Origin of the sequence: Campylobacter australis (assembly GCF_050586305.1) — a bacterium.
Taxonomy (GTDB): Bacteria; Campylobacterota; Campylobacteria; order Campylobacterales; family Campylobacteraceae; genus Campylobacter_A.
Genome location: NZ_JAXUAA010000002.1, coordinates 386,312 through 412,098 on the forward strand (window position 1 = coordinate 386,312; position 25,787 = coordinate 412,098).

At 38.2% G+C, this 25,787-nt stretch carries 25 protein-coding genes; 6 read left to right on the top strand and 19 right to left on the bottom strand.

Annotation, left to right across the window (positions count from 1 at the left end; translation table 11 throughout):
• Nucleotides 1-18 precede the first annotated feature (18 nt).
• From U5B17_RS04875 to pheS, 8 genes are all read right to left on the bottom strand, one after another.
• Nucleotides 19-2,562, bottom strand: a complete 2,544-nt coding sequence (locus U5B17_RS04875; protein WP_430804241.1) for a molybdopterin-dependent oxidoreductase — start codon at nucleotides 2,560-2,562, stop codon at nucleotides 19-21.
• 11 nt (nucleotides 2,563-2,573) lie between these two features.
• Nucleotides 2,574-3,146, bottom strand: coding sequence for a cytochrome C (locus U5B17_RS04880; protein WP_430804242.1), 573 nt, complete (start codon nucleotides 3,144-3,146; stop codon nucleotides 2,574-2,576).
• A 63-nt stretch (nucleotides 3,147-3,209) separates the two neighbouring features.
• On the bottom strand, nucleotides 3,210-3,938 hold the full coding sequence (locus tag U5B17_RS04885; protein ID WP_430804243.1) for a response regulator transcription factor: 729 nt from the start codon (nucleotides 3,936-3,938) through the stop codon (nucleotides 3,210-3,212).
• 38 nt (nucleotides 3,939-3,976) lie between these two features.
• Nucleotides 3,977-5,116, bottom strand: coding sequence for a sensor histidine kinase (locus U5B17_RS04890; protein ID WP_430804244.1), 1,140 nt, complete (start codon nucleotides 5,114-5,116; stop codon nucleotides 3,977-3,979).
• Nucleotides 5,117-5,137: 21 nt separating this feature from the next.
• Nucleotides 5,138-5,974 (bottom strand): 4-hydroxy-3-methylbut-2-enyl diphosphate reductase, encoded by an 837-nt coding sequence (locus U5B17_RS04895; RefSeq protein WP_430804245.1) that lies wholly within the window; start codon nucleotides 5,972-5,974, stop codon nucleotides 5,138-5,140.
• Nucleotides 5,964-7,238: a 3-phosphoshikimate 1-carboxyvinyltransferase gene (gene aroA / locus U5B17_RS04900; RefSeq protein WP_430804246.1), complete on the bottom strand. Its 1,275-nt coding sequence runs from the start codon at nucleotides 7,236-7,238 to the stop codon at nucleotides 5,964-5,966. Before aroA ends, U5B17_RS04895 begins: the two co-directional genes overlap by 11 nt.
• Nucleotides 7,235-9,568: a phenylalanine--tRNA ligase subunit beta gene (gene pheT / locus U5B17_RS04905; protein ID WP_430804247.1), complete on the bottom strand. Its 2,334-nt coding sequence runs from the start codon at nucleotides 9,566-9,568 to the stop codon at nucleotides 7,235-7,237. The genes aroA and pheT overlap by 4 nt, the downstream gene beginning before the upstream one ends.
• Nucleotides 9,565-10,557, bottom strand: a complete 993-nt coding sequence (gene pheS, locus U5B17_RS04910) for a phenylalanine--tRNA ligase subunit alpha (protein WP_430804248.1) — start codon at nucleotides 10,555-10,557, stop codon at nucleotides 9,565-9,567. The genes pheT and pheS overlap by 4 nt, the downstream gene beginning before the upstream one ends.
• 103 nt (nucleotides 10,558-10,660) lie before the next feature.
• On the opposite strand from pheS, the gene U5B17_RS04915 reads away from it, so the two are divergent.
• The gene (locus U5B17_RS04915; protein ID WP_430804249.1) at nucleotides 10,661-11,014 is read left to right on the top strand and encodes a histidine triad nucleotide-binding protein; all 354 of its coding nucleotides are present in this window, start codon (nucleotides 10,661-10,663) and stop codon (nucleotides 11,012-11,014) included.
• An 800-nt stretch (nucleotides 11,015-11,814) separates the two neighbouring features.
• Here U5B17_RS04915 and argH read toward each other — a convergent pair.
• From argH to U5B17_RS04950, 7 genes are all read right to left on the bottom strand, one after another.
• On the bottom strand, nucleotides 11,815-13,203 hold the full coding sequence (gene argH / locus U5B17_RS04920; protein ID WP_430804250.1) for an argininosuccinate lyase: 1,389 nt from the start codon (nucleotides 13,201-13,203) through the stop codon (nucleotides 11,815-11,817).
• Nucleotides 13,204-13,251: 48 nt separating this feature from the next.
• On the bottom strand, nucleotides 13,252-13,641 hold the full coding sequence (locus tag U5B17_RS04925) for a helix-turn-helix domain-containing protein (protein WP_430804251.1): 390 nt from the start codon (nucleotides 13,639-13,641) through the stop codon (nucleotides 13,252-13,254).
• Nucleotides 13,628-14,158: an AraC family transcriptional regulator gene (locus U5B17_RS04930; RefSeq protein WP_430804252.1), complete on the bottom strand. Its 531-nt coding sequence runs from the start codon at nucleotides 14,156-14,158 to the stop codon at nucleotides 13,628-13,630. Before U5B17_RS04930 ends, U5B17_RS04925 begins: the two co-directional genes overlap by 14 nt.
• A gap of 108 nt (nucleotides 14,159-14,266) precedes the next feature.
• Nucleotides 14,267-14,812 carry a hypothetical protein gene (locus tag U5B17_RS04935; protein WP_430804253.1) on the bottom strand — a complete coding sequence of 182 codons (546 nt, stop codon included), beginning with the start codon at nucleotides 14,810-14,812 and terminating at the stop codon, nucleotides 14,267-14,269.
• 56 nt (nucleotides 14,813-14,868) lie between these two features.
• On the bottom strand, nucleotides 14,869-17,040 hold the full coding sequence (locus tag U5B17_RS04940) for a heavy metal translocating P-type ATPase (RefSeq protein ID WP_430804254.1): 2,172 nt from the start codon (nucleotides 17,038-17,040) through the stop codon (nucleotides 14,869-14,871).
• On the bottom strand, nucleotides 17,040-17,243 hold the full coding sequence (locus U5B17_RS04945; protein ID WP_430804255.1) for a heavy-metal-associated domain-containing protein: 204 nt from the start codon (nucleotides 17,241-17,243) through the stop codon (nucleotides 17,040-17,042). Before U5B17_RS04945 ends, U5B17_RS04940 begins: the two co-directional genes overlap by 1 nt.
• Complete coding sequence (locus U5B17_RS04950; protein ID WP_430804256.1) at nucleotides 17,240-17,794, bottom strand: GNAT family N-acetyltransferase; 555 nt, start codon at nucleotides 17,792-17,794, stop codon at nucleotides 17,240-17,242. Before U5B17_RS04950 ends, U5B17_RS04945 begins: the two co-directional genes overlap by 4 nt.
• A 110-nt stretch (nucleotides 17,795-17,904) precedes the next feature.
• Between U5B17_RS04950 and U5B17_RS04955 the strand changes: the two genes are divergently transcribed.
• Genes U5B17_RS04955 through U5B17_RS04965 form a run of 3 tightly spaced genes read left to right on the top strand, consistent with a single transcriptional unit; the run spans nucleotide 17,905 to nucleotide 20,447 of the window.
• Nucleotides 17,905-18,612 carry a YebC/PmpR family DNA-binding transcriptional regulator gene (locus U5B17_RS04955; RefSeq protein ID WP_430804257.1) on the top strand — a complete coding sequence of 236 codons (708 nt, stop codon included), beginning with the start codon at nucleotides 17,905-17,907 and terminating at the stop codon, nucleotides 18,610-18,612.
• 17 nt (nucleotides 18,613-18,629) lie between these two features.
• A complete protein-coding gene (locus U5B17_RS04960; RefSeq protein ID WP_430804258.1) occupies nucleotides 18,630-19,124 on the top strand; it encodes a peptidylprolyl isomerase in 495 nt (164 codons plus the stop codon).
• Between the two features lie 9 nt (nucleotides 19,125-19,133).
• On the top strand, nucleotides 19,134-20,447 hold the full coding sequence (locus tag U5B17_RS04965) for a cation:dicarboxylate symporter family transporter (protein ID WP_430804259.1): 1,314 nt from the start codon (nucleotides 19,134-19,136) through the stop codon (nucleotides 20,445-20,447).
• 27 nt (nucleotides 20,448-20,474) lie between these two features.
• Here the strand turns inward: U5B17_RS04965 and gmhA are convergent, their stop codons facing one another.
• From gmhA to gmhB, 4 genes are read right to left on the bottom strand one after another with little or no spacing between them, the layout of a single operon-like run.
• Nucleotides 20,475-21,041: a D-sedoheptulose 7-phosphate isomerase gene (gmhA, locus tag U5B17_RS04970; RefSeq protein ID WP_430804260.1), complete on the bottom strand. Its 567-nt coding sequence runs from the start codon at nucleotides 21,039-21,041 to the stop codon at nucleotides 20,475-20,477.
• Nucleotides 21,028-22,434: a D-glycero-beta-D-manno-heptose-7-phosphate kinase gene (gene rfaE1, locus U5B17_RS04975; RefSeq protein ID WP_430804261.1), complete on the bottom strand. Its 1,407-nt coding sequence runs from the start codon at nucleotides 22,432-22,434 to the stop codon at nucleotides 21,028-21,030. The genes gmhA and rfaE1 overlap by 14 nt, the downstream gene beginning before the upstream one ends.
• Nucleotides 22,427-23,416, bottom strand: coding sequence for an ADP-glyceromanno-heptose 6-epimerase (gene rfaD, locus U5B17_RS04980; RefSeq protein ID WP_430804262.1), 990 nt, complete (start codon nucleotides 23,414-23,416; stop codon nucleotides 22,427-22,429). Before rfaD ends, rfaE1 begins: the two co-directional genes overlap by 8 nt.
• Complete coding sequence (gene gmhB / locus U5B17_RS04985) at nucleotides 23,413-23,919, bottom strand: D-glycero-beta-D-manno-heptose 1,7-bisphosphate 7-phosphatase (RefSeq protein WP_430804263.1); 507 nt, start codon at nucleotides 23,917-23,919, stop codon at nucleotides 23,413-23,415. Before gmhB ends, rfaD begins: the two co-directional genes overlap by 4 nt.
• A gap of 103 nt (nucleotides 23,920-24,022) precedes the next feature.
• Between gmhB and U5B17_RS04990 the strand changes: the two genes are divergently transcribed.
• Complete coding sequence (locus tag U5B17_RS04990; protein ID WP_430804264.1) at nucleotides 24,023-24,325, top strand: c-type cytochrome; 303 nt, start codon at nucleotides 24,023-24,025, stop codon at nucleotides 24,323-24,325.
• 117 nt (nucleotides 24,326-24,442) lie between these two features.
• On the top strand, nucleotides 24,443-25,768 hold the full coding sequence (locus U5B17_RS04995) for a dihydrolipoyl dehydrogenase family protein (protein WP_430804265.1): 1,326 nt from the start codon (nucleotides 24,443-24,445) through the stop codon (nucleotides 25,766-25,768).
• Nucleotides 25,769-25,787: the final 19 nt, after the last annotated feature.

The window sequence follows — 25,787 nt, forward strand, 5'->3', positions numbered from 1 at the left end:
AGCGGCGGGGCAATGGGATTATTTTACGATTTTCGGATCTTTAAAAGCTGTTAGCTCAGGAGCTTTGCCATTAAATTTCTCAATATTTACCAAAGCAGTATGACTAATGTTTCCATTTGCTAGCTTTGATGTTGGGATATCGATAGTTAGGACATTTGGTGAGCCATTTTTACAAATTCCACTATCAAAGCCATCATACCAAGCACCCTCGCAAAGCTTTATAACGCTAGGCATAACATCATCAGTTACAACAGCGCCAGCCAAAACTTCGCCTCTAGCGTTAAACACACGAACCAAATCGCCGTTTTTAATACCTTTTGCTTTCGCGTCTTTTGTATTTATCCAAACTGGCTCACGGTTTGCTACTGCATACTTATCACGCAAACTTGTGTGGCTAAGCTGTGAGTGCAAGCGATCCGTTGGATGTGGGCTTAGCATGTGAAATTCAGCCGGCTTATCCTTCATGCCAAGCCATTCGATAGGCTCAAACCACATAGGGTGCGCCTTGCAGTCATCATAACCCATCTTTTCAATCGTATCTGAATAAATTTCGATAAGACCAGATGGAGTTCCTAGTGCATTTAGGATAGGATCTTCTCTAAACTCACCATATCTTATCCATGCATCGCTCTCAGGCGTAGAACTAAATGTAACAGGCTTGTTTGTTGCCCAGAATTCGCTAAATGGCTTCATCTCATGGATAAAGTCAGGTATAGAATTTACCTGCTCGTAAGTAGCGTCATAGTACTCTTTTATCCAGTCAAATTCCTCTTTGCCGTTTTCTGTATATGCCAAAACAAGGTCTTTTGCATATGCTTTGCATAGGTCAGAGAAAATTTGATAATCATCTTTTGACTCTTCAAATTTATCAACTACTTGCTTCATAGGAACAATATTCATATTTGAATAATCACCAGTCATCGTAATGTCGTTACGCTCATAAGATGTTGTTGTAGGGAAAACTATATCTGCCATTTTTGCTGTTGGTGTCCAGTATGGCTCATTTACAACAACTGTTCTTGGCTTTCTCCATGCTTTTAAATTTGTATTTGTATCTTGATGATGAACAAGAGGGTTGCCACCCACCCAGTAGATAAAGTCAATGTCTGGATAAGTTATCTTTTTGCCATTATGGTCTATAACTTTTCCTGGATTTAGCAAAGCATCAGCTATACGAGCAACAGGGAAAGCAAATTCTGTTGTCTTAATAAGCCACGCAGGGACATCTTCGCCAGCTGTAACCGCTTTTTTTACAAATTTACCATCTTTTATCTCGCTATCAGCTGTACCGATAAACTCGCCCTTATCATTAAATATACCCACGCTTGCTGCATTAACACCGCCGATAACACCTCCCTTGCAAGTAGGCACGCCACCGTTTGAGTAGTGGTAGCTAAGACCAAATCCACCACCAGCAAGACCTATCTGACCGATCATTGAAGCAAGCGTTACAAGTGCCCAGTGTGGTTGCTCGCCGTGATGAGCTCTTTGCATGCCCCAGCCTGACATTAGCATAGTGCGATTACTTACAAATTTCTCAGCTAGTGATTTTATAAGCTTAGCATCTATGCCGCAAATTTTAGCTGCCCACTCAGGCGACTTTGGCGTTTTGTCTGTTTGACCAAGCAAATAAGGTAGAAATTTATCAAATCCATAAGTATAGCCAGCCATAAATTCTTTATCATACTTACCACTTGTATATAGGTAGTGCATCATACCTAACATCATTGCTGTATCGGTATTTGGCACTGGTCTTATATGTTTTGCTTTGTCAAAGAATTTTACAGTATCACTGCGTATAGGATCAATGATGATAACTTCAATATCTTTGCGCTTTTTAAGCTCTTCAAAGTATTTAAAGCCATGCTCATCAGCACTAGTCCATGCTATACGAAGCGTAGCAAGTGGGTTCATGCCCCACATTACAACAACTTTTGAGTTTTCAAGTACGACAGGCCAGCTAGTTTGCTGCTCATAAACTTCAATGCTTCCCATAACATGTGGCATGATAACCTGACTTGCGCCAGTTGAGTAGTCCCCTAAATCTCCTACAAAGCCACCGCTAAGGTTCATAAAGCGCTGGAGTAAAATTCTGCTATTATGCACATTTCCGCTTGATTTCCAGCCATAACTTCCTGCAAATACACTTTGATTGCCCTTTTGTTCTCTTGTTTTTTTAAGCTCTCTAGCCACAAGCTTTATAGCGTCCTCATACTTTACTCTAACCCACTCATCCTTGCCACGAAGCTCTGGCTTTGGGCTATCTGGATTTTCAAGATAGCTTTTTCGCACCATAGGATATTTTATACGAGTTTTATAAACCATATCGTGAGTATAGTACTGAAGTGCATTATAAATTTCACTTGTTTTTTGATATGGTTTTGAGCCTAAAATTTTACCATCCTTAACCTCAACATCTAGCATACCCCAGTGTGCTGCAGTAAGAACTTTGCCATTTTTTATAAGCGACTTTTTAGCTTCATCAGCCATCAAATTTGTAGCTGTTACGCCTGAAAGAAGTGGTAAACTTGCCATACCTTTTAATACAGTTCGCCTTTGCATCTTTTCTCCTTTTATTTTATCTTCACATCAGATGAGTTTTTTTGTAGATATTCAATAACAAGCCACTCATCTTTTTTATCTATCGCTGTTCTGCTTAGCATCGACTTAAACAAGCTTGGCCACTGATTTGCTTTGTAGTGGTCAGTATCGTGAAGCTTATGGCATACTCCACAGCTATTTTTATATAGCTCTTCAGCACGAGTTAGCATAGGTTTTACATCATCATAAAAGTCGCTATCTGTCGTAAATACAGTAGTTTTTACCATATCCCACTTACCATTTTCTCCCTTTTTAACAAGCTGGGTTTTAAACTCAGCTGTCTTTGCGAAAGCTAGTGTAAAAACACGCTCAGAATCGCTAAAATAGATAACATTTGGCACAGCTGGGTTTTGATAGCCACTAACTTCTATCTTTACTCTATCGCCAGATTTTTCTAAAATTTTGACTGCATTTGTTGGAAGCAGCCTACCTATGGATGTTTTAGATGCCGCATCAGCAAAAACTGGCTTAACAACATCAGAATAAACCTCACCATCAGCATACAAAAAACATGCCAAAAGAGCGGACATTACAAGTTTTTTCATACATCTCCTTTTAAAAATTTAAGCAATTATAATGAAAAAATATGATTAAAATATAATTTTTTATTAAATATAACTAATATTTGAAACAGTGCGTAAATTTTCATGCTTTAAACTTAGCGTATATCCACAGCCATGACAGCTTTGTATGAGCTCTGGATAGAGTTTTTTACGAAGTTTATGAACGAAATTTCGTATCGTATCTGGCGTGCAGCCATCGCTACACCATACATAATTTTCTATCATCTCAAAATTTACCATTCTTGATTGGTTTTTTAGCAAAAGATGAAGTAATTTTTGCTCTTTTTTTGTTAGCGCTACAAGCTCGTGATCTTTAAAAAGCTCCATGGTCATCGCATTAAATGTAAAACCATTTTGCAAATTTACACTAGCAAAGTCATTTTGAAATTTATTAGCAGCAAAGCTTAAACTCATGACCAGCTCACGCTTATCAAATGGCTTTTTAAGCATAGCTTGGCTTTTTAACTCCAAAGCTCCCAGCATATTTTCATCGCTATCAAATGCTGTAAGAAATATAATGGGCACATTTTCATCATCTTTTCTTATGATCTGAGCCATCTGTATGCCGTTCATTTTTGGCATTTGGATGTCTGAAAGTATTAAATTTGGGCTATGTTTCTTAAAGCATTCAAGCGCATCAGCAGCATTTTTGCATAGGAAAATTTCACTAACATAACTCCTTAAAGAAACCTCTAACCCCTGCCTAAGCATATCGTCATCATCAACAACTAAAAGTTTCACATTTTTTAAAATTTCTTTGATTTTACTATACATCTTCTCTCCGATAGCGGTATAATACTTAAAAAGTATGACTAAAAAATAATTTTTCTATTTTTTAAAAAAAGACAAAATTTGGTTGGTGCTTTCGCACTTTGCAAACTAAGTCTAGCATTTAGCTTTTTTGAAAGTTCACAGGCAACATAAAGCCCCATTCCAGTGCCGTTTTCCTTGTTTGTAAAAAATGGCTCAAAAATACGGCTAGCATCATCTATGCCTGTGCCATTATCACTGATACTTATGCAAATTTCATCCGCTATCTGTTCTAAGTTTATCGTGATTTCAGGTATTGCTTCAAAATTTTGTGATGCAAATTTTACAAGCTCATCTTTTGCATTTGAGATGAGACTTAGTAAAATTTGCTTTATATATGATGATACGCTTTTAGTGATAAATTTTTGAGTTTTGTCACACACGCAAACTAATTTTATGCCATGCTCATTTAGCTTTGGCTTAATAATAAGCACTAGCTCTGCAATAATCTGCAAAACATCAACATCTCTTACACTATCGTCATTTTTGTAAAATTTAGCAAAAGAACCGATCGTTTCGTTTATAAGTTTTATGCTTTGCTTAGCACGATTTACTTGTAAATCTATGCCCTCAGTCTGCCCACTCATAGCAAGCTCATCTATCTCATCAAGACAAAGCATGAGCGAGCTTAGCGGACTTCGCTGTTGATGCGATATAGCGCTTACCATCTCGCCAAGTATCGCCATCTTGGAGTTTAAAAGTAGCATTTGCTCGTTTTTTACTTTGGCAAGCTCAAGCTCTTTCTCGTGTGTTATATCAGCTACGCTAAGGATGTAGCCCTCGAATTTTATAGCATTTTTTAGAACATTTGAAAGGCGAAATCTAAGATAATTTTCGCCATTTTTTATAACGACTTCACGCGAATTTTGTTCTTTTGCATGAAGCGTAAAAAGCTCGTTTAACTCACTAAATTTTAGTCTTTTAAGAAGATCATTTAAGCTTTTGCCAATAAATTCTTTACTTTTTAATCCAAAAATGCTTTCAAATTTTTTATTTATAAATTTTATGTGATTATGTTTATCAGTTAGCAAAAGAGCTAAATTTGGTGTTTTTGAAAGTGCTATCTCAAGCTCGCTTTTTCGGCTTTTAAAGAGCAAAAAAACTATGATAAAGCAAGCTAAAATAAGCGCATAGCTTTGCATGTAGTCCCTTTTGGCTTCATTTTATGAATTTTGTGTAAAATTCTCTATTTTATAAACGATATTTTGTATGATCCAATCAGGAGTGCTAGCTCCAGCGCTAATCCCACAAAGATTTTTACCATCAAACCATGCTGCATTAAGCTCTGCTTCATTTTCTATAAGATAGCTATCAGGACAAAATTCTTTTGATATGAGATAAAGCTGTTTTGTATTAGAACTATTTTTACCACCTATAACAACCATCACATCAGCCCTTTTTGAAAGCTCTCTCACTGCGTCTTGGTTTTCAAAAGTGGCATTACAAATCGTGTTAAAAACGCGCACCTCTTTTACGCGCAACATTAAATAATTTACAATCTGCATAAATTTCTCAACTTTGCGAGTTGTTTGACTTATGACAGCAACTTTTTGAGACAGCTTCACACCATCAAGTTCGCTCTCTTCAAGCACAACAAAGGCATTTCCGACAGCATAGCTTTTTACGCCCTTTATCTCAGGGTGATTTTCATCGCCAAATATTACGACATCATAGCCATCTTTGCTCATCTTTTCGCAAATTTGTTGTGGTTTTGTAACAAAAGGGCAAGTGGCGTCTATAACCTTAACATCACTTTTTTGAAGCTCGGCTAGATCGCCCTTTGTGATACCATGTGTGCGGATGATTGCCTTTTTCTCATCTTTTATCTCTTCTATCCCCTCAAGAGTTTTTACATTAAAATTTAAACTCAGGCGGTTTATCTCATCATTATTATGTATGATCGGACCGATTGTTACGGCATCCTTAGCGTTTTCGGCGATTTTTATGGCGCGTTTTACACCAAAACAAAAACCATAACTGCTCGCAAGCTCAATCTTCAACACTAGCTCCTAACTGACGCAAAATTTTACTAAAATTTGGAAAACTTGTGGCGATAAACTCGCTCTTTTCAATAACCATACCGCATGTTAGCCCAAGCACAGCAAAACTCATCGCTATACGGTGATCACCGTGACTATCGATGATCGCGGAATTTGCCGTCCCACCAGTGATCTCAAAGCCATCGTCAAGCTCCTTCGCATCGATCCCACATGCCCTAAGCGCAGCCACCGTAACCGCGATACGATCACACTCTTTTACACGAAGTTCTTTTGCATTTGTTAGCCTGCTTGTACCGCTAGCACACGCAAAAGCTATGGCAAGGGCTGGGGCTTCATCTATCATCCACGCTATATTTTCGCTAACTTCAACCGCCTTTAAAGGGGCGTATTTTATCTCTATCTCGCCGATAATTTCGTATTTTTCACTTGTCGTTTTATAGCTTATATCAGCCCCCATTTTGCGTAAAATTTCATACGCTTCTATGCGAGTTTTATTTAAAAGCATATTTTTTAGTACAATGTGAGAATTTGGGATAATCACCGCCGCAACCGCAAAGAAAAATGCCGAGCTTGGGTCATTTGGCACATCTATTTGTAGCGGTTTTAAAGGCTCTTTAAGCGGCTTAACCTCCAAATTTAGCCCATCAGTGATAAGTTCAGCTCCCATGCCTTTTAGCATACGCTCAGTATGATCGCGACTTAACTCTGGCTCTGAAAATTTACATCCATTTGATTTTAGAGCCGCAAGTATCAGCGCAGACTTAATCTGTGCAGATGCGATCGGACTTTGGTAATTAAAATAATCAAGTTTTTTACCGCGGATACAAAGCGGTGCCAGATCGCCGTTTTTAGCTCCGTCGATCTTCGCTCCGACCTTTTCTAGCGGTTTGCCAACACGAGCCATAGGGCGGCGGTTTAGATACTCATCTCCGCTTAACACAAAAAATCCCTCACTAGCCGCTAAAAATCCCATAAATAACCGCATCGCGGTTCCTGAGTTTCCGCAGTCTAAAACTACGCTTGGCTCACGCAAATTTGCGGATGGTGTGATGATAATCTCTTCGCCCCTATCTTCGACTTTTGCACCCAAATTTTCAATTATTTTAAGGCTATTTAGCGTATCTTCGGCTCTTAAAAAATTTCTTACTATGCTTGGCTGATCGCTTAAAAGTGACAAGATTGCACACCTATGCGAGATGGATTTATCGGTTGAGATTTGTTCTAGTGTTGATTTTATAGGATTTTGTATGGCTTTAACTTTCATCTTATCCCTATATTTAGTTCATTTTTTAAACTCTGTAAAATTTTATCCATAAACTCCGCCACATCGCTGTCTTCTAGCGTTTTTTCCATATCTTGGAATATAAATTTCACGCTAATACTAGCACTTGCACCAAGATCTGCTGAGCGATATATATCAACTGGGGTAAATTCTTTAAGCTGAGCAATGTTTAGCGCGCCAATACAAGCTGAAATTTTAGAAAATTCTAACCCATCTGGCACGATCAAGCTTAAATCTCGCGAAATGCTTGGAAATTTCGAGTATGGCTTAGCCTTAACGCTCTCATTTTTAAGACTATCAAAATCTATCTCACAAAGGTAGGTTTTTGGCAGATCCCTTCTTTTTTCAACGCTTATATGCACCCTGCCGATATAGCCCACATCCACGCCATCTTTTATGATCCTTGCTTGTTCAAACGGACTAAGGTAGGAAATTTCAGAGCTTGGCAAGAGATTAAACTCTCCGATAGCATTTTGTACCGCGCTTGCAAAGCTGATAAAATCGACCTCAGCTGGCTTTGCACCATTTAGCAAAGTAGGTTCAGACTTGAGTCCACTCATCACAAATCCAAGTCGCATACTCTGCTCGCCCTGCTCGCTAAAGATTTCACCGTATTCAAAAAGCTTGATTGATTTTTTAGAATTTTTGATATTTTTCTCGCACGAGCTTAAAAGGTGGTTTGCAAGAGTTGGACGCAACATATTTAGCTCGGCATTTATTGGATTTAAAATTTGAGCCTTGCACGGCAAAAATCCAAGTCCACTAAGCTCTTCTTGGTTATCAAAAACATAATGCACACTCTCAAAAAAGCCCGCTCCAGCTGCACGACGACGCAAATTTAGAGCAAATTTATACTCTTGATATGTATCATTTAGCCTATTTTGTTCGCTAAATTTTAGCGGTTTTGATACGATATTATCAATGCCAACAAGGCGTACGATCTCTTCGCAAATATCGTGAATATTTAAGATATCATGACGGAAAAATGGTACTTTGACATTGAAAATTTCAGCCTCTTGATTGAAATTTATCTCAAAACCAAGTTTTTTAAGGATGCGCAAAATTTCTGCGCGACTGATCTCTTGACCAACCATACGACTGATGTCTGCAGTAGAAAAGCTAAGTATAGTCTGCTCTTTTTTGATAGCAGCTCCAGAGGCTCCAGCATAAAGCCCAAGCTCTTTAAATGAGTAAAGTCGTTTAAAAAGATAGTCCATGCCATAGCTAAGCGTAGGTTCGCTACCTCGGCTGGCGCGGTAAAGATGCTCATCGCGTGGCATATTTTTATCCAACGCAACACTTTCAGCAACCACATCAGGCTCGCTGTAATTAGCCTCGATGATAACAAGCTTTGAGCTATCGTCAATCTTTGCAACATCATCTTGATAAATGCCAGCAACGCTTAAAATTTTGCCGTTTGAGCTTACTATGCTTTGCGAAAATTCACCCTTTTTAATCTCAAAAGTAACGCGCTCATCGTTTTTGCTAAGCCTTGCAAAATCATACGCACGAAACAATACTCCAGTGCTGTAAGTAGCGTACTCTAGCAGTCTTTCAAATGAATTTGTTTTCTCACAGCCAATCATCGCCAAACGAAGCTTGCTTAGTAAATTTTCGCTAACTCCTCCCTTTAGCTCAACAGCTTTATACAAAAACGAGCTTTTTAGCCCATCGTCAGCCTTGATAGATACGATCCTTCCGATGCCCGGCAAATTTTCAGGCTCATAATAGTGGGCGTTTTCTTTTAAATTTAGATCAAGCGCTACAGCTAGATCGCGAGCTATGCCGTTAATACTCTGGCAATCTCCTCTATTTGCCGTAACATCAACCTCAATGACAACATCATTTATAGCCTCAAATTCAGCCAAGCTCTTGCCAAGCTTAAGCTCGCCGATACTATCATCAAGAACCATAATCCCATCATTTATCTTTACTAATCCAAGCTCTGTTGAGCTACATATCATGCCACAGCTCTCAACTCCACGAAGCTTTGCCTTTTTTATCTCAAGTCCATTTGGCATAGTAGTTCCTGTCGTCGCTACAGCTACAAACTGCCCTGCTTCGACATTTTTAGCACCACAAACTATCTGTAAATTTTCACCGCCTATATCAACCTGACAGATGCTTAGTTTATCGGCATCTGGGTGCTTTTCTCTACTTTTTACATAGCCTACGACTATACCTTTAGGAACGCTTATCTCTTTGTAGCTATCAACTTCTAGCCCGATAGAATTTAAAATCTTTGAAATTTCCTCGCCGCTAATCGCACTTAAGTCTATGTATTCGTTTAACCAATGTTTTGATATTATCATTTAAATTGCTCCAATAATCTTAAATCTCCTTCAAAAAGCGAACGCAAGTCTGGCACCCTGTGAAGCAACATAGCAAACCGCTCCACTCCAAGCCCAAAGGCATAGCCGCTTACATCCTTATAGCCAACTGCTTTAAATACATTTGGATCAACCACGCCGCATCCTAAAACCTCAAGCCATGTTGTGTGCTTACATACCCTACAGCCCTCTCCGTGACAGAATATACAGCTTATATCAACCTCCGCACTAGGCTCGGTAAATGGAAAAAAACTAGGGCGAAAACGCACTTTTACATCGCCAAACATGTGCTTTAAAAAGCCCTCAAGCATGCTCTTTAAATTTGCAAAGCTTACACCATTGCCTTGCTCAACAACAAGACCCTCAACTTGATGAAACATCGGCGTATGCGTTAGATCCATATCGCGACGAAAAACTGTTCCAGGAGCTATCATACGAATAGGCGGTTTTGAATTGAGCATTTTGCGAATTTGCACTGGGCTCGTATGTGTCCTTAAAAGCCTGTTATCATTTAGATAAAATGTATCTTGCATCGCGCGCGCTGGGTGGTATTTTGGCAAATTTAACGCCTCAAAGTTATGAAAATCATCCTCGATCAGCGGACCAGTCTCAAGTGAAAAATTTTGAGATACAAAATACTCAATTATCCTATCCATAACATCCATCACAGGGTGAAGTGCGCCACTTGCGACAGGCTCGTTAAATAGCGTGATATCCACAGCGTCTTTTTTCATCTTGGCATCTAGCTCGCCCTGCGTTAAAGCTACTTTTTTGGCATCGATAAGCGCGGTAAATTCGTCTCTATCTTTGTTTAGTTGTGCTGCAAAGCCCTTTTTTTCATCCTCATCCATATCCTTTAAAAGAGCAAATTTTGAAGTCAAAATGCCCTTTTTACCAAAAATTTCAACCCTGAGTTTTTCAAGCTCCGCAAGCTCTTTACAAGCTTGGATTTTATCTACGTACTCTTGCAATTTACCACCTTTATAATTTTTGTTAGATTTTAGTAAAATTTTATTAAAAAGCACATAAAATTAAGCCCTATTTGATATAATTACCAAAAACAAAGGAGCAAAAATGACAATATTTGAAAAAATCGTAGCTGGCGAAATTCCATGCAATAAAGTACTAGAAAATGATAAATTTCTCGCATTTCACGACATAAACCCAAAAGCACCGATCCATATACTCATAATCCCAAAAAAACACTTCGCAAACATCCAAGAGATGGACGCTAGCCTGATGGGCGAGATGCTTACATTTATCCAAAGCATAGCAAGGCTCATGGGCGTGGATCAAAGCGGCTACCGACTTGTCACAAACTGCGGCGAGAACGGCGGTCAAGAGGTTATGCACCTGCATTTTCATATGCTTAGCGGCGCAAAACTTGGCTGGACTGATAGCGCAACAAATCCACAAAGTACATTTTAATAACACAAATTTAAAGGGCTAATATGCCCTTTTTGTCATATTAAATATCTTTTTTGCATAAATTTTGTTTGCCAACAAAACTTTAATAAGTTATAATTTTATTACATTTTTAGCTATTCAAAGTAAAATTTTACATCGTAAAAACTAAATCAAAAGGGACAAAATGGCAAAAGCTGGCATATTTTACGCAACTGTAAGGACTTTACAGAAACTGCGTGCAAAATTCTAGCAAGCAAGCTTAGCGGAGCAGAAATTTTTGATATAGCAGATACCGATGTGGTAAAATTTCTGAGTTTGAGCTTATCGTCTTAGCTAGCTTTACATACGGTGATGGCGGTTTACTAAGGCTTGGAAAGACAAGCTTGATGAACTTTGGTGAAGTTGATTTACAGGTAAAAAAGTAGCGCTTCTTGGTGTTCGTAACCGCAAGCGTCATAGCTCACTTTGCAAAGAACATAGTGCATTTCTATCAAATATCAAACGCAATAGTTAATCGGTAAATACAGAAGCGACTACAAGGGCTTTAATACCTCTTTAGCATATAAATCAAACAGCGAGTTTATCGGTCTTGTGCTAGATATAAAAGGCGATGAGAAGTATGAAACACATAAATGCATGGGCTAAAGCTAGCATAGACATAAAAGCTTAAGCAAATTTTTTGGTTCGCTTAAGCTGTAAAATGTGAATTTATCCTTAATTTTACTCCAAATAGTATATCTGGTGTTTCTAGATAAGTCAACGGTACAAAATATACTATCGTGTAAAATTAAACTTATTAATAAAAATTTTGCAAAGAACTGCTACTTTAGCACTCCTAGCCACGCCGAAATCTCATCGATTTGTGCCTGTACGCTTGCATTTGCCGTGCCACCAGCTGACTTACGCGCTTCTTTTGATGCGTTTAGATCAAGAACTTTCACAGCGTCTTCGCCTAAATTTATATCAACTTGTGTTAGCTGCTCCCCACTAAGCTCACTTAGATCCACGCCTAAATTTTCAGCGTAAGACACGGCTTTGCCAGTGATGAAGTGCGCCTCGCGAAACGCTACATTTTTCTCGCGAACCAAATAATCCGCTAGATCAGTCGCGCTTAAATGCCCTTTTTTTGTCGCACTTAGCATATTTTCTTCATTAAATTTCGCCGTTTTTATCATCTCATTTAAAATTTCAACCGAACTAAGTGCCGTCGAAACGCTATCAAACACACCCTCTTTATCCTCTTGCATATCTTTATTATACGCAAGTGGCAAGCCCTTCATCGTGGTTAGTAGTGCAACCAGATTGCCATTTACACGACCTGTTTTGCCGCGGATAAGCTCGGCTACATCTGGGTTTTTCTTCTGTGGCATGATTGAGCTTCCAGTCGAGTAAGCATCACTAATCGTTATAAAGCCAAATTCTTGCGAACTCCACAAAATAAGCTCCTCACAAAGCCGTGAAGCGTGGGTCATCAAAACAGAGATGTTAAATAAAATTTCCAGTGCAAAATCGCGATCAGACACGCTATCCATCGCATTTTGCGTAACACCAGCAAAGCCAAGCTCGTGCGCTACCATCTCGCGATCGATCTTGTGCGGCGTGCCAGCAAGTGCCGCAGATCCTAGCGGAGATAGATTATTTCGATCAAAAGAGCTTATAAAACGCTGCGCGTCACGACGAAACATAAACGCATACGCCATCAGATGATACGCAAGGCTAACTGGCTGAGCGTGTTGTAGGTGCGTAAAGCCCGGCATTAGCGTGTTTAGATGTGTTGCGGCAAGGCTGTTTAGAGTAGCGATAAGGGCTTTGATTTTGCTTGAAATTTCTTGATTTTTTTCCAAAACATAAAGGCGAAAATCAAGCGCAACCTGATCATTTCGGCTTCGTGCCGTGTGAAGTCTGCCACCAAGCTCCTTGCCGATAATCTCACTTAGCCGCTTTTCAACCGCCATATGGATGTCCTCATCTTCGGCGCGAAACTCAAACTCACCAGCTCGAATTTCAGCTAAAACAGTGTCTAGCCCAGCGACGATCTGCTCGCTCTCGCTTGGTTTTAAAATGCCCTGTGAGCCTAGCATTTTAGCGTGTGCTTTGCTACCTGCAATATCTTGTTCGAATAAATTTTTATCAAAATGTATAGAGGCGTTAAACTCCTCCAAAAGCTTCGCACTCGCCTCGCTAAATCTGCCTTCCCACATCTTTTTCATAGTTTTTCCTTTTTGTTTTTTGCTAATTTTATAAAATTTAGTTTAAATTTAAGCAATGCTAGAGCTTAAAATTTTATAATCTTGCTTTGGCGAAACACCAAACATACGCGAATACTCTCGACTAAACTGTGACGCACTCTCATAACCTACATTATAAGCAACTTGCGACACACTACCCTTTTGCATACAAAGTAAATTTCTAGCCTCTTCAAGGCGAATTTTTTTCTGAAAAGCAAGTGGAGACAATGATGTTATCGTCTTAAAATGCTGATAAAACGAGCTTTCACTCATATCGCAATTTTTTGCGAGCTCTTTTATATTAAGCTTATCGCTAAAATTTTGCTTTATCAAGCCTACAGCTTGGCTTATTTTATTTGCACTACTTCCTTTGTAGGCAAAATCCCTTAAAAATGCTCCACTTTTTTCACAAGTTACCAACAAATAAAGTATCTCTTTTTTTAATCAGCTCTGCAAGAAACTTTATGTTATTTTGTGGTTTTTTAAGTAGTAAAATAAGTCTTAAAACTGGTTCTAAAAGCTCATCGTTTAGCTCAGATAAAAACAGACCTTTTTGATTTTTTTGCAAAGCTTTATCATCTAAGTCTATATTTTTTAGAACCTCATAGACCTCTTCTAGGCTAAATTTAAGCGATAAAGACACATAAGGCACGGTACTTGACGCTCTTGTAAGGCTAACATTAAGCGGAATATGTGTAGAAGTTAAAAGATAGGTGTTTTCGTTATACTCAAACATCTGTCCATCAAAGCCAACCGACTTTGCACCTTGCAAGATTATGCAAACAGAAGGCTCGTGGATCGTGCTTATCATACTATGGGTTTTGTCGCTTATATAAAAATTAAGATTTTTTATATCTGAGTTTATAAGCCCACTTAGTCCGTATCTTGTTAGTAAAAATTCCTTAACCTGCTCTTTAAGTTTTTTAATTTCACTCATTTTTATATCTTATTTTTAGGTTTTAGAGATTATAGCTAAAATTTTTAAATTTTGGAGTATTAGGCATAAAATTAGCCATAATGCAAGTTGGCTACGAAAAAATATAAACTATTTTTGCTTTATGCCAAACATCTCGCAAAGCGCAATGCAAAAATCATCCAAAAAATACCCAAGAGCCTTATAAAACTCACTTTGAGCATTTTGACTAATATCTTTTGCTGCTATTGTTGCGTAGGGCAAAAAATATGCCGTTAAAAAGCGTATCAAAAATTTACCATTTTGCTCGTCAAGCTCTTTTTTTAAGACGCTTGCTATGAGTAAAAGTTGGTTTGATAATGAGTCTATTTCGCCAAATTTTGGCTCAAATTTACACACTTCGTAAAACTTAGTCAGATCCTCATTTGCACCATTTATATAGTGGCTTACTTTTAGAAATTTACCCAAATGTATAAAGTCATCGCTAATTATAGCAACGCTCTCGCCAGCTAAAAATTTAGCAAAATGCTCACTTCCAAGAACATTTGCTTTGCTATCTCTTTGAATCAGCCAGCTATTGCTTTTTCTAAATTTCATAACATCGGTTATGTCTGGTGCTGAATTAAAATTTCTTGCTAGAACGAGTGAAACTACGCCGTAAAGCTCTCCAACTCTCATCGTATTCCTTTAAATTTTTGCAAAATTATAACTATTTTTGCTGAATTTTTACCGTTTTAAAGTCTTAAAAAGCGAAGTCTTAGTGAATTTAAAACAACCGTCACAGAGCTAAAGCACATAGCCAAAGCGCCATAAACTGGATTTAAAAGTACGCCAAACATCGGATAAAGAACCCCTGCAGCGACTGGGATACAAATGATATTATAGATAAATGCCCAAAAAAGGTTCTCTCTTATCGTTCTTATGGTGTTTTTTCCAAGCTTTAAAGAGCTTAAAACGCCTTGTAGGTCATTTTTAATAAGAACGATATCTCCAGCAGCCTTTGCTATATCTGAGCCCGAGTTCATCGCTATGCCAACATCAGCAGACTTTAAAGATGGCGAGTCATTTATGCCGTCTCCAACAAAAAGCACCCTACCCTCTTTGCTAAATTTACTGATAACTTCGTGTTTTTCATGTGGCATAGCGTTTGCATAGGTTTGATCAACGCCAAGCTTTAAGCCAACAGAGCTCACTACATTTTCATTATCCCCAGACAGCATGACAGTAGTTACGCCATATGCTTTAAGTTGTGATATAACACTCTTGCTCTCATCTCTAATCTTATCGCTTATGCTTATAAAACCAACAAATTTATCATTTATAGCACAAAGCACAACGCCACTTCCTCCACTTGTAGCAGCTAAAATTTGTGCCCTTTGCTCATCGCTTAAAGCAATATTATTTTGTGTTAAAAGTTTTGCGTTGCCAACTAATATAAGCCCGTTTTCATCTTTATAGCTAATACCCTGACCTACGATATTGCTAAACTCACCACTAGCAGCTCTTACTCTTTGGTAGTTTTGCTCAGCAAATTCCACAACAGCTTTTGATATAGGATGCTCGCTAAGTGCCTCAACGCTTGCTATTTGCATAAACTCTGGGGCGCTTAAAGTGTGACTTGCTACGCTTATTTGAGCCTTGCTAAGCGTACCAGTCTTATCAAAAACTGCAAATTTAACATCTTTTATAAGCTCTAAGACCTCGGGATTTTTAATCAAAATTCCGCTCCTAGCCCCGCATGCAAGCGCAGAGATTATGCCTATTGGCGTAGCAAGTCCAAGTGCGCATGGGCAAGAGATTATCAACACGCAAATCGCGCTTGATATAGCATATGATAAATGTGCACCCATAAAAAACCAAACTAAAAAAGTAAGAATAGCTATAGCAACTACACTTGGGACAAAGATATTTGCGACTCTATCAGCAAGACGCGAAATAGGCATCTTTTTTGCACTCGCATCATTTAAAAGTATGACGATTTGAGAAAGCAGGGTTTGTGCTGCTTTTTTCTCTACTTTTACGCTTATATAGCCATTTGTGTTTAGCGTCCCAGCAAAAACAACATCCCCTACTTCTTTATAAACTGGCAAACTCTCACCAGTAAGCATAGAGGCATCTATCTCTGCGCCACCTTGCACTATCGTCCCATCTACTGGGACATTAAATCCATTCTTAACAACAACTATATCGCCTACATTTAACTCATTTACACTAACTTCAACATTTTGCCCATCTGGTTTTATAACAAGTGCTGTTTTTGGATAAAATTTAAGCAAATTTTTAATGTAGTCTCCAGCCTTTGCTTTTGAGCGCTCCTCTAAAAATTTACCAAGTAATACAAAGGTAATTATCATAGCTGAGCTTGAAACATACATATTATTTAGCTCGCTATCAAGGGCATTGGGAAACAAAAACACAAAAAGCGAGTATAAAAATGCACTGCCTGTTCCAAGTGCAACAAGCACATTCATATCATAGTTACGACTCTTTAAAGCAGCTAAAGCGTGAGCAAAAAAGCTCTTACCGCTATAAAACATTACGAGAGCCGCTAAGATGATCATCATAAAATAGTTTATGAAATTTTTTTCACCAAACATCTCAAAGCCCATGATAGCAGCGCTTAAGACTGCACCAAAAGCAAATTTATCACGCAAAGATTTTATATGCTCACTTCGTTTTCTCTCAAGCTCATCTATATCTTTTGCAATCTCAAAACCAAGCTTTTTTATCTTTGCCTCAAGCGCTGGCAAAATCTCTGGTCTCTCTATCACAAACTCTCCACTGGCATTTGCAAAGCTGACATTTACCTCGCTAACACCTGGTATTTTTAAAGCTGCCTTTTGTATAGAATTTGAGCAATTCACACAGCTCATGCCAGCGATATTTAGCTTAACTCGCTCGCTCATCAAAACTCTTTTATTACGCTAAATCCAAGATCCTCAAGCTCAGCCCTAAACTCCTGCACGCGCTCATCTGAAATTTCCACACTCACAACTTTTGGTTCACAACTTAGATCAACTAAAATAGTTCCAAAATCATCTTCAAGTGCGTTTTTTATAGTATTTGCGCAGTTTTGGCAGTGGATATTTGCGACTTTAAATTTTTTCATATTATTTCCTTTATCAGATGATGATATCTGTGTTTGTAAATTTCTTTTTTGCCAATATTTTTAAAACCTAAACTCTCATAAAACGCTAAAGTTTTGGGCTTTGTCTCATCTGCAATGAGCGAGACTTTTTTATGATTTTTCTCTTTTGCAATTACAAATGCATGCGATATAAGCTTACTAGCGATACCCTTACCTCTAAATTTCTCATCTACAGCGATACTATCGATGTAAAACTCATCTTCTTCGCACTCATTTGCAAGAACAAGATTGCTATTTAAAGCTTTTGCATTTGCTAAAATTTCAGTATCAAGTATATCTAAATCTCCACCAAAATATACGCACATAGCCCCCACAACGGTACCATTTTCTTTATATACATAGACATTATTATAACTTATGCGATTTACTTCACTTGTAAAAAATTTAGACAAAATTTCATTACAAAGCCTATCATCACTGGTGCCTGCAAGATAAAATGCCGCATCTTCCATAGCAAGTCTGAGTAATTTAATGCAAGTTTTTGCATCAGTTGTTTGAGCTTGTAAAATCATTTGGCAATTATAGAATCAAAACATAAATTTTTTACAAACATCCAAAAAAAGTAAAAATTTAAGTAAGCCTTTTGTATAATTGCAAGGAAAATTTTATAACAAGGACATTAATGGGACGAGCATTTGAGTATCGCAGAGCGGCTAAAGAAGCGCGCTGGGACAAGATGAGCAAGGTCTTTCCAAAACTTGCAAAAGCGATCACCGTAGCAGCTAAAGAGGGTGGCACCGATCCTGATATGAACCCAAAACTTCGCGCCGCGATTGCTGCTGCAAAGGCGCAAAATATGCCAAAAGACAACATAGACTCAGCAATTAAACGCGCAAATGGCAAAGATAGTGCAGACATCAAAACTATATTTTACGATGGAAAGGCAGCTCACGGCGTACAAATAATCGTAGAAACGGCTACTGACAACCCAACTAGAACTGTCGCAAATGTAAAGGCTATCTTTAACAAAAATGGTGGCGAGGTTCTACCAAGCGGTGCACTAAGCTTTATGTTTAGCAGAAAAAGCGTATTTGAAATTTCAAAGCCATCACAAGAACTTGAAGAGTTAGAGCTAGAGCTTATAGATTTTGGTCTTGAAGAGCTTGATGAGGGCGATGAAAGCGTAACGCTTTATGGCGACTACACAAGCTTTGGCACACTAAGTGAGGGCATAGAGAAGCTTGGTCTTGAACTAAAAAAAGGCGTGCTTGAATACATCCCAACAACTACCATAAACTTAAGCGAAGAACAGATGCAAGACATCGAACGCCTGCTTGACAAACTAGAAGATGATGACGATGTGCAGGCTGTTTATACAAATATTGAGTAAAATTTAAAGGAAAATGTATGAGATTTGATGAATTAAAAATTTATGAACCAAATATAGATGAGCTAAAAAAAGCAAAATTTGCTGTATTTCACACAAGCAAGGGCGATTTAAATCTAGAGCTTTTCGCAGATGAAGCGCCACAAACGGTAGCAAATTTTGTTGAGCTTATAAAAAGTGGCTTTTATAATGGTCTAAATTTTCACAGAGTTATTCCAAATTTTGTTATACAAGGCGGCTGCCCACACGGCACTGGAACTGGCGGTCCTGGATGGAGAATCCTGTGCGAATGCGATGATCAAAATGTTCGCCATGAACGCGGTAGCCTAAGTATGGCGCATGCTGGACGCGATACTGGTGGATCGCAGTTTTTCGTCTGCCATAGCGCGCAGCCGCACCTTGATGGCGTTCATACGGTATTTGGAAAATGCATAGATGAGGAGAGTTTAAAGGTGCTTGACGCGATTAGCATGGGTGATGAGATCGTTTCGGCAGAGATTAAAGAAAATTTATAAAGGTCTAATATGCAACAGACACAAGCCCAGAAAAATTTCTGGTTGAAACTGGCGACAAGCCTTGCGTTTTGGGTTGTTTTTGCAATTATTGCTGGAATTATCGTTGGTATCGTTGCACCAGAGCTTGGCATAGCAAGTAAGCCTGGTATCGACTACTTTATCAAAGCACTTAAAGCCCTCATCGGACCTATCATCTTTTTAACGATAGTCTCAGGTATAGTTGGACTTGAGAGCCTAAAAGATCTAGGATCTATCGGACTTAAGGCGTTTATATATTTTGAGATAGTAAGCACTATAGCGCTTGCGGTAGGAATTTTGTTTGGTGAAATTTTGCGACCAGGACACGGCATGCATCTAGACTACACCAAACTAGACCCAAGTAGTGTTGATAAATATACACATGTTGATCGTGATGTAGGTTCAATGTGGTCGATCCTAAAAAGTGCAGTTCCACCAGATCCAATCACACCGTTTATAAACTCAAATACACTTCAAGTGCTTTTTATGGCTCTTTGTGTGGCGATAATCTTGTCTTTTTTAAAACATGAGCATAAAAAAACATGCCTAAAACCGCTAGAATTTATCCAGCACTATGTGCTAAAATTACTTAGTATTTTAATGCTTTTTAGTCCGATAGCAGCCTTTTCTGCGATGGCTTATCTGATAGGGAAATTTGGTATTAGTTCACTACTTGGCATGCTAGAGCTTTTAGCTGTCATGGCTGCAGCTAGCTTATTTTTTATATTTGGTGTGCTTGGTGCTATATGCTACTTTGCGAAGGTCAATGTATTTAAATTTATGCGATTTATATCAAAAGAGGTGCTTGTAGTTTTTGCTACAAGTTCTTCAGAAACTGCACTTGCTCCACTTATGCAAAAACTTGAGCGTGCTGGCATTAACAGGGGTGCAGTCGGTCTTATCATACCAACTGGCTACTCGTTTAACCTTGACTGTACAAATATCTACCTAAGTCTTAGCGTGATATTCTTGGCGCAGGCTTTTGACATACCGCTAAGCTTTGAGCATCTCATCAGCATTCTCATTGTCCTTATGATTACAAGCAAGGGTGCTGTTGGCGTTACTGGCTCTGGCTTTATAGTGCTTGCTGGCACGCTAGCTGCTCTACCAAGCACTGGCATCCCAGTTGTAACCGTGGCTGTGTTACTTGGCGTTGATAAATTTATGTCAGAGATGCGTGCTGTGGGCAATCTATGTGGAAATGCCGTTGGTTGTATGATAATCTCAATATGGGATAAAAAAGTTGATCTAACGCAATTTAGATATGCGCTTGATCACCCTGATGAGTTTGATTTTAAAGGATAAAAGAGCGCTCAAGTGGCGCTCATAAGCCTAAAATGCGTTATCCACTGCTTGACAAAGAGTGTGGATAACTAAGATATGCATCTCTTGAATGCGTGGAGTATCAGAGCTTGGCATAACCAAATTTAGCTCGCAAATTTCATTCATAGCGCCGCCATCTCTTCCTGTAAGCCCCAAAGTTCTTACGCCAAATTCTTTTGCGATACTCAGTGCGTTTATGACATTTTTACTATTTCCGCTAGTTGAAATTCCTATTAGCAAATCACCTTTTTTTGCAAGTGCACAAAACTGACGCTCAAAAACCATATCATAACCATAGTCATTTCCAATCGCCGTAAGCGCCGAAGTATCAGTCGTAAGTGCTATCGCAGGAAGTGCTAGGCGTTCGGTTTTATATCTTCCAGTAAGCTCTGCTGCAAAATGCTGTGCATCAGCCGCACTACCACCATTGCCACATATTAAAATTTTACCTCCATTTTTTAGCGTATCTACCACCATTTCACAAGCTTTTTTTATATCATTTTCAAGCAAAGACATTTTATTTGCGGTATTTATATGAGCTAAAATTTCTGCTTTTATCATTTCATTTATTTGCATCTATTATCCTTTTTATAATGCCAGTCGTACTCTTACCATCTACAAACTCTACAAGACGCACATCTTTTACTATTTGGCTACCAACCACCTCTTTATCGGCATAGTCAGCGCCCTTTACAAGTACATCTGGTTTTAATTTTGTTATTAAATTTAGCGGAGTATCCTCATCAAATATCACAACATAATCAACAAAACCAAGCGCACCAAGCACGCTAGCTCTGTCATCTTGTGAATTTACGGGACGACTTGCCCCTTTTAGTCTTTTTACTGAAGTATCAGAATTTAGCCCAACTACAAGTATATCCCCAAAACTACGAGCTTTTGCTAGGTACTTGGTATGTCCCGCATGAAGCACATCAAAGCAACCATTTGTAAAGACTATCTTTTTGTTCTCCTTGTGAGCAAAAATTTCAACCAACTCATCTGCACTTTTTATCTTTTTTTCATAATGAATACTTTCTCGATCTTGTAAAAGCTCATTTATCTCGGCAAAATTTGCCGTAGCACTACCTATCTTACCGACAACAACCGCGGCTGCAAGATTTGCCATTTTTATCGCCTCTTTAATGTTTGCACCACTTGCAAGCATATATCCAAGCGTGGCTAGCACCGTATCTCCGGCACCCGTAACATCAAAAACTTCCTTAGCTTCAGCTGGAAAAATTTCTAGCTCATCATCAAAAAGCGCTATACCAGCTTCTGAGATCGTGATGATAGAGTACTTTAGCTCAGCCGTTTCTTTTAGATTTTTTATGGCGATAAGAAGCTTTTCGTCGCTATCTATTTTTAATCCAGTAGCCTCGCTTGCCTCTTTTTTATTTGGCGTAAGAAGCGTTGCGCCTTTGTATTTTTTATAATCACTACCCTTTGGATCAACTAAAACTGGGATTTGCATATGTTTGCATTTTTTGATTATCTCTTGACAAACATCGCTAATAAGCACGCCTTTGCCATAATCGCTTAACAAAACAGCGTTAAAATGATCTAAATTCTCACATATATCTTTTATAAAATTTTTACTATCTTTTATAGGCTCGGCACTTTCACTATCTATGCGCACAACTTGTTGATGGGTCGCCATAACTCGGCTTTTTATCGAGCTTTTGCGGCTATCTTCAAATTTGAGCAAGTCAGTTTTTGCACCAATGTCATTTAGCATATTTTTTATATTATTACCTACACTATCATCCCCAACAACACTTGCCACACTTACTTTTGCACCAAGCGAGAGCAAATTTGCCACGACATTTCCAGCTCCACCAAGCCTGTAAGTTTCGCTATTTATCTTTACGACTTGAACTGGCGCTTCGGGTGAAATTCTATCACAACTTCCCCAAATGTAGTGGTCTAGCATAAGATCGCCAACAACTAAAATTTTAACATAGCTAGCCATTTAGCTCTTCCTTAAATATACGCTTTATCTCGCCTATATAATCAGCCACACCATCCTCAAGACTCCACTTACTCTCAAAGCCAAGCCCCGCCTTTGTCGCCGCCATGTCAGCCTCTGTGTGAAACTGATATGACCCAACAAATGGGTTTGGAATATATTCGTTGCCTAAATTTGTACCGAGTTCTTTTTGTAATATATCAGCTATATCCTGAAAGCTTCTTGCAGTTCCTGTAGCTGCATTATAAACGCCACTTTTAGCACTAACGGCTTTTAGATTTGCGTCTATTATGTCTTTGATATAGACAAAATCTCGTTTTATATTGTCGCTACCCTCAAAAAGGCGTGGTGTTTTACCAGCTAAAATTTGCAAACCAAACTGAAGCACCATCGAAGCCGTTTTGTTTTTAAAAAACTCACCCTTTCCATAAACATTAAAATACCTTAGTCCAACCACATGAACACCCTGCTGTGCATACTTGCGACCGATATTATCCATAGCAAGCTTTGAAAATCCATAAGCATTGTTTGGAGCTTCGCATTCGCCTACTTTTTGCGGACTTTTTGCATTTCCATAAGTCGCACCAGAGCTAGCATAAACCATCTTTATATCATGCTTTTGGCAAATTTCAAGCAGATCCACAAAGGCATTTACATTTGTTTTTATAAGCTCGTCTTGTTCTTTTACCGTTGTATCCGAGATCGCTGCTTCATGAAAAATTATGTCTGGCTTAAAGCACCCTATCTTTTCAAGCGTTTTTTTGCTATTTATATCTCCAGCAAAAACCTCTCCTTTAAAACCAAGCAAATTTTTAAAATGACCAAATGATTTTAAATTTCCATTACTAAAAACATCATCATTTCTAAATTTATCAACCACAAGTACGCTTGCCTCTGGATAATGCTCATCAAAATGATGTGCCAGTGCCGAACCTATAAAGCCAGCACCACCAGTTATCACTATGCGTTTTTTATTAAAATTCATATCAAACCTTTACTTTTTATCTTTTCATAAACATCTTTCACGCTTGTGAAATTTACACCATCAAGCAAGTAGCTTTGCCCAACGCAAGCGTTTTGCGCGGCTTTGATGTCACTTTGTTTGTCGCCTATCATTATACTATCTTTTAGATTAATATTTAACTCAGCAGCTGCATCAGTTATCATCTTTGGTTTTGGCTTGCGACACTCACACTCCTCTTCTGGCGCGTGCGGACAAAAACAGACTTTAGAAATTTCTATTCCCTCTTTTTCAAAGGCTTTTAGCATATGTTTTGTAAGATTATAAAAGTCTTCAAGAGTATAGTATCCACGCCCGATACCAGACTGATTTGTCACGACCACCAAGATATAACCAAGCGCGCTAAATTCACGCAATGCTTCAAAAACTCCGTCTATAAACTTAAAGTCCTCAACCCTATAAACATAGCCATGATCTTCATTTATAACGCCATCTCTATCTAAAAAAAGTGCTTTATTTTGTTTCATAATGCTATTATACATAAAAAAATTTATTTACCAATAAAAGAAAAACTTTCATTTACCTTTTTTATAATATAATAGCCCTTGAATTTTTCACAAAGGATGTAAAATGAAAAAGTTATTTATCGTTTCTGGTGTTGCAGCTATGCTTGCAACTGGCGCTTTTGCTGCTGATGGTGCGACTATTTATAAAAAATGCGTTGCCTGTCATGGTGCCAAAGCTGAGAAAGTTTTTAACAACAAAGTTCCAGCTCTTACTTCACTTTCAAAAGATAATATCGTAGCTGGCATTAAAAGCTACAAAACTGGCGCAAATAAATATGGCATGGGTGCTATGATGAAGCCTATCGCCACACCACTTAGCGACGAAGATATCGAAGCTGTAGCTGACTTTATTCAATCACAAAAATAATTCTAAACCTCCGAGAGTAAATGCTCGGAGTCTCTTTTTAAAATTTTATTCAAATTTATCTCATGTTTGATTTTTATCATTATAATTTAGCAATATTTTTATCTACAAAGGCTTAAAATGAAGTACGACTTGATTATTATTGGATTTGGTAAGGCTGGAAAAACTCTAGCCGTAAAAACAGCAGAGCTTGGCAAAAAAGTCGCGTTAATTGAGAAAAACCCACAAATGTATGGCGGAACTTGCATAAATATAGGCTGTATACCTAGTAAAAAGTTGATAATGCTTTCAAAAGAGGCAAAATTTCATACAGACAAAAAAGCATATTTTAAAGAGGCAATGAGCAAAAAAGATACGCTTATAGCGGCTCTAAGAGCCAAAAATTATGCGATGTTAAATGATAAAGAAAACTTAGATATCATTGATGGAAAGGCAAGTTTTTTAGATAGCAAAACGATAAAAGTTGTTAAAAGCAACGAAGAAACCCTAACTTTAACTGCTGACAAAATCATAATAAACACTGGTTCAATAGATAAAAAGCCTGAAATTTTAGTAAACTCAGACAAAATTTATACAAGCAAAGAGCTTTTGTCACTGTCTGAGCTACCAAAACATTTAGTGATAGTAGGAAGTGGCTTTATAGGCTTGGAATTTGCCTCTATGTATGCAAATTTTGGCTCTAAGGTTAGCATTTTGGTTCGAAAAGATGAGTTTTTACCAGATGAAGACGACGATGTAAGGGATAGCATAAAACAAGCTTTAAACGCACAAGGGATAGAAATTTTACTATCAACCAGTCCAAAAAGCGTACAAGATGATACGATGATATGTTCTATCAAAAATGAAGAGATAACAATAAAAGCAGATGCTTTTTTGTTTGCTACTGGAAGGACACCAAATACTAAGGAGCTAAATTTAAAAGCTGCTGGCGTTAGCACAAATGAGCGCGAAGAGATAGTCGTAAATGAGTTTTTACAAACAACAAATGCCGATATTTACGCTGTTGGGGACGCTAAAGGTGGCGAACTTTTTACATATATATCGCTTGATGATTTTAGGATAGTTTTTTCTCATCTTTTTGGCGATAAGTCTCGCTCGACAAAAAACCGAGCCATACATGCAAATGTACTTTTTACTGATACTCCGCTAGCAAAAATTGGCTTTAGCGAAAAGATGGCTAAAAATGCTAAAGTACTAAAAATACCACTATCATCAGTGCCAAATGCCAAAATTTTAGGCAAAGAAATTGGCTTTTTAAAGGCTATTATAGATCAAGAGAATAAAGAAATTTTAGGTGCGACATTTCACTGCGAAAATGCTCACGAGCTAATTAACGAAATAGCTCTTGCCATGCAACTTAAAGCAAAAGCCGATGTATTTAAGAATCAAATTTTTACTCACCCAAGCACAAGTGAGGCACTAAACGACATTTTTGCTGGGGCATAAAACAAGCCCCCATCAAAAA

Bases quoted from the DNA above. Each gene is read 5' to 3' on its own strand.
- U5B17_RS04955 (WP_430804257.1), top strand. From the start codon at position 17,905: ATGGGACGAGCATTTGAGTATCGCAGAGCGGCTAAAGAAGCGCGCTGG.
- U5B17_RS04995 (WP_430804265.1), top strand. From the start codon at position 24,443: ATGAAGTACGACTTGATTATTATTGGATTTGGTAAGGCTGGAAAAACT.
- gmhA (WP_430804260.1), bottom strand. From the start codon at position 21,041: ATGCAAATAAATGAAATGATAAAAGCAGAAATTTTAGCTCATATAAAT.
- pheT (WP_430804247.1), bottom strand. From the start codon at position 9,568: ATGATAATATCAAAACATTGGTTAAACGAATACATAGACTTAAGTGCG.
- U5B17_RS04940 (WP_430804254.1), bottom strand. From the start codon at position 17,040: ATGAGCGAGCGAGTTAAGCTAAATATCGCTGGCATGAGCTGTGTGAAT.
- U5B17_RS04875 (WP_430804241.1), bottom strand. From the start codon at position 2,562: ATGCAAAGGCGAACTGTATTAAAAGGTATGGCAAGTTTACCACTTCTT.
- U5B17_RS04935 (WP_430804253.1), bottom strand. From the start codon at position 14,812: ATGAGAGTTGGAGAGCTTTACGGCGTAGTTTCACTCGTTCTAGCAAGA.
- aroA (WP_430804246.1), bottom strand. From the start codon at position 7,238: ATGAAAGTTAAAGCCATACAAAATCCTATAAAATCAACACTAGAACAA.
- U5B17_RS04950 (WP_430804256.1), bottom strand. From the start codon at position 17,794: ATGATTTTACAAGCTCAAACAACTGATGCAAAAACTTGCATTAAATTA.
- U5B17_RS04960 (WP_430804258.1), top strand. From the start codon at position 18,630: ATGAGATTTGATGAATTAAAAATTTATGAACCAAATATAGATGAGCTA.
- U5B17_RS04880 (WP_430804242.1), bottom strand. From the start codon at position 3,146: ATGAAAAAACTTGTAATGTCCGCTCTTTTGGCATGTTTTTTGTATGCT.
- U5B17_RS04990 (WP_430804264.1), top strand. From the start codon at position 24,023: ATGAAAAAGTTATTTATCGTTTCTGGTGTTGCAGCTATGCTTGCAACT.
- U5B17_RS04885 (WP_430804243.1), bottom strand. From the start codon at position 3,938: ATGTATAGTAAAATCAAAGAAATTTTAAAAAATGTGAAACTTTTAGTT.
- gmhB (WP_430804263.1), bottom strand. From the start codon at position 23,919: ATGAAACAAAATAAAGCACTTTTTTTAGATAGAGATGGCGTTATAAAT.
- U5B17_RS04965 (WP_430804259.1), top strand. From the start codon at position 19,134: ATGCAACAGACACAAGCCCAGAAAAATTTCTGGTTGAAACTGGCGACA.
- argH (WP_430804250.1), bottom strand. From the start codon at position 13,203: ATGAAAAAGATGTGGGAAGGCAGATTTAGCGAGGCGAGTGCGAAGCTT.
- rfaD (WP_430804262.1), bottom strand. From the start codon at position 23,416: ATGAATTTTAATAAAAAACGCATAGTGATAACTGGTGGTGCTGGCTTT.
- U5B17_RS04890 (WP_430804244.1), bottom strand. From the start codon at position 5,116: ATGCAAAGCTATGCGCTTATTTTAGCTTGCTTTATCATAGTTTTTTTG.
- U5B17_RS04945 (WP_430804255.1), bottom strand. From the start codon at position 17,243: ATGAAAAAATTTAAAGTCGCAAATATCCACTGCCAAAACTGCGCAAAT.
- U5B17_RS04930 (WP_430804252.1), bottom strand. From the start codon at position 14,158: ATGAGTGAAATTAAAAAACTTAAAGAGCAGGTTAAGGAATTTTTACTA.
- U5B17_RS04915 (WP_430804249.1), top strand. From the start codon at position 10,661: ATGACAATATTTGAAAAAATCGTAGCTGGCGAAATTCCATGCAATAAA.
- rfaE1 (WP_430804261.1), bottom strand. From the start codon at position 22,434: ATGGCTAGCTATGTTAAAATTTTAGTTGTTGGCGATCTTATGCTAGAC.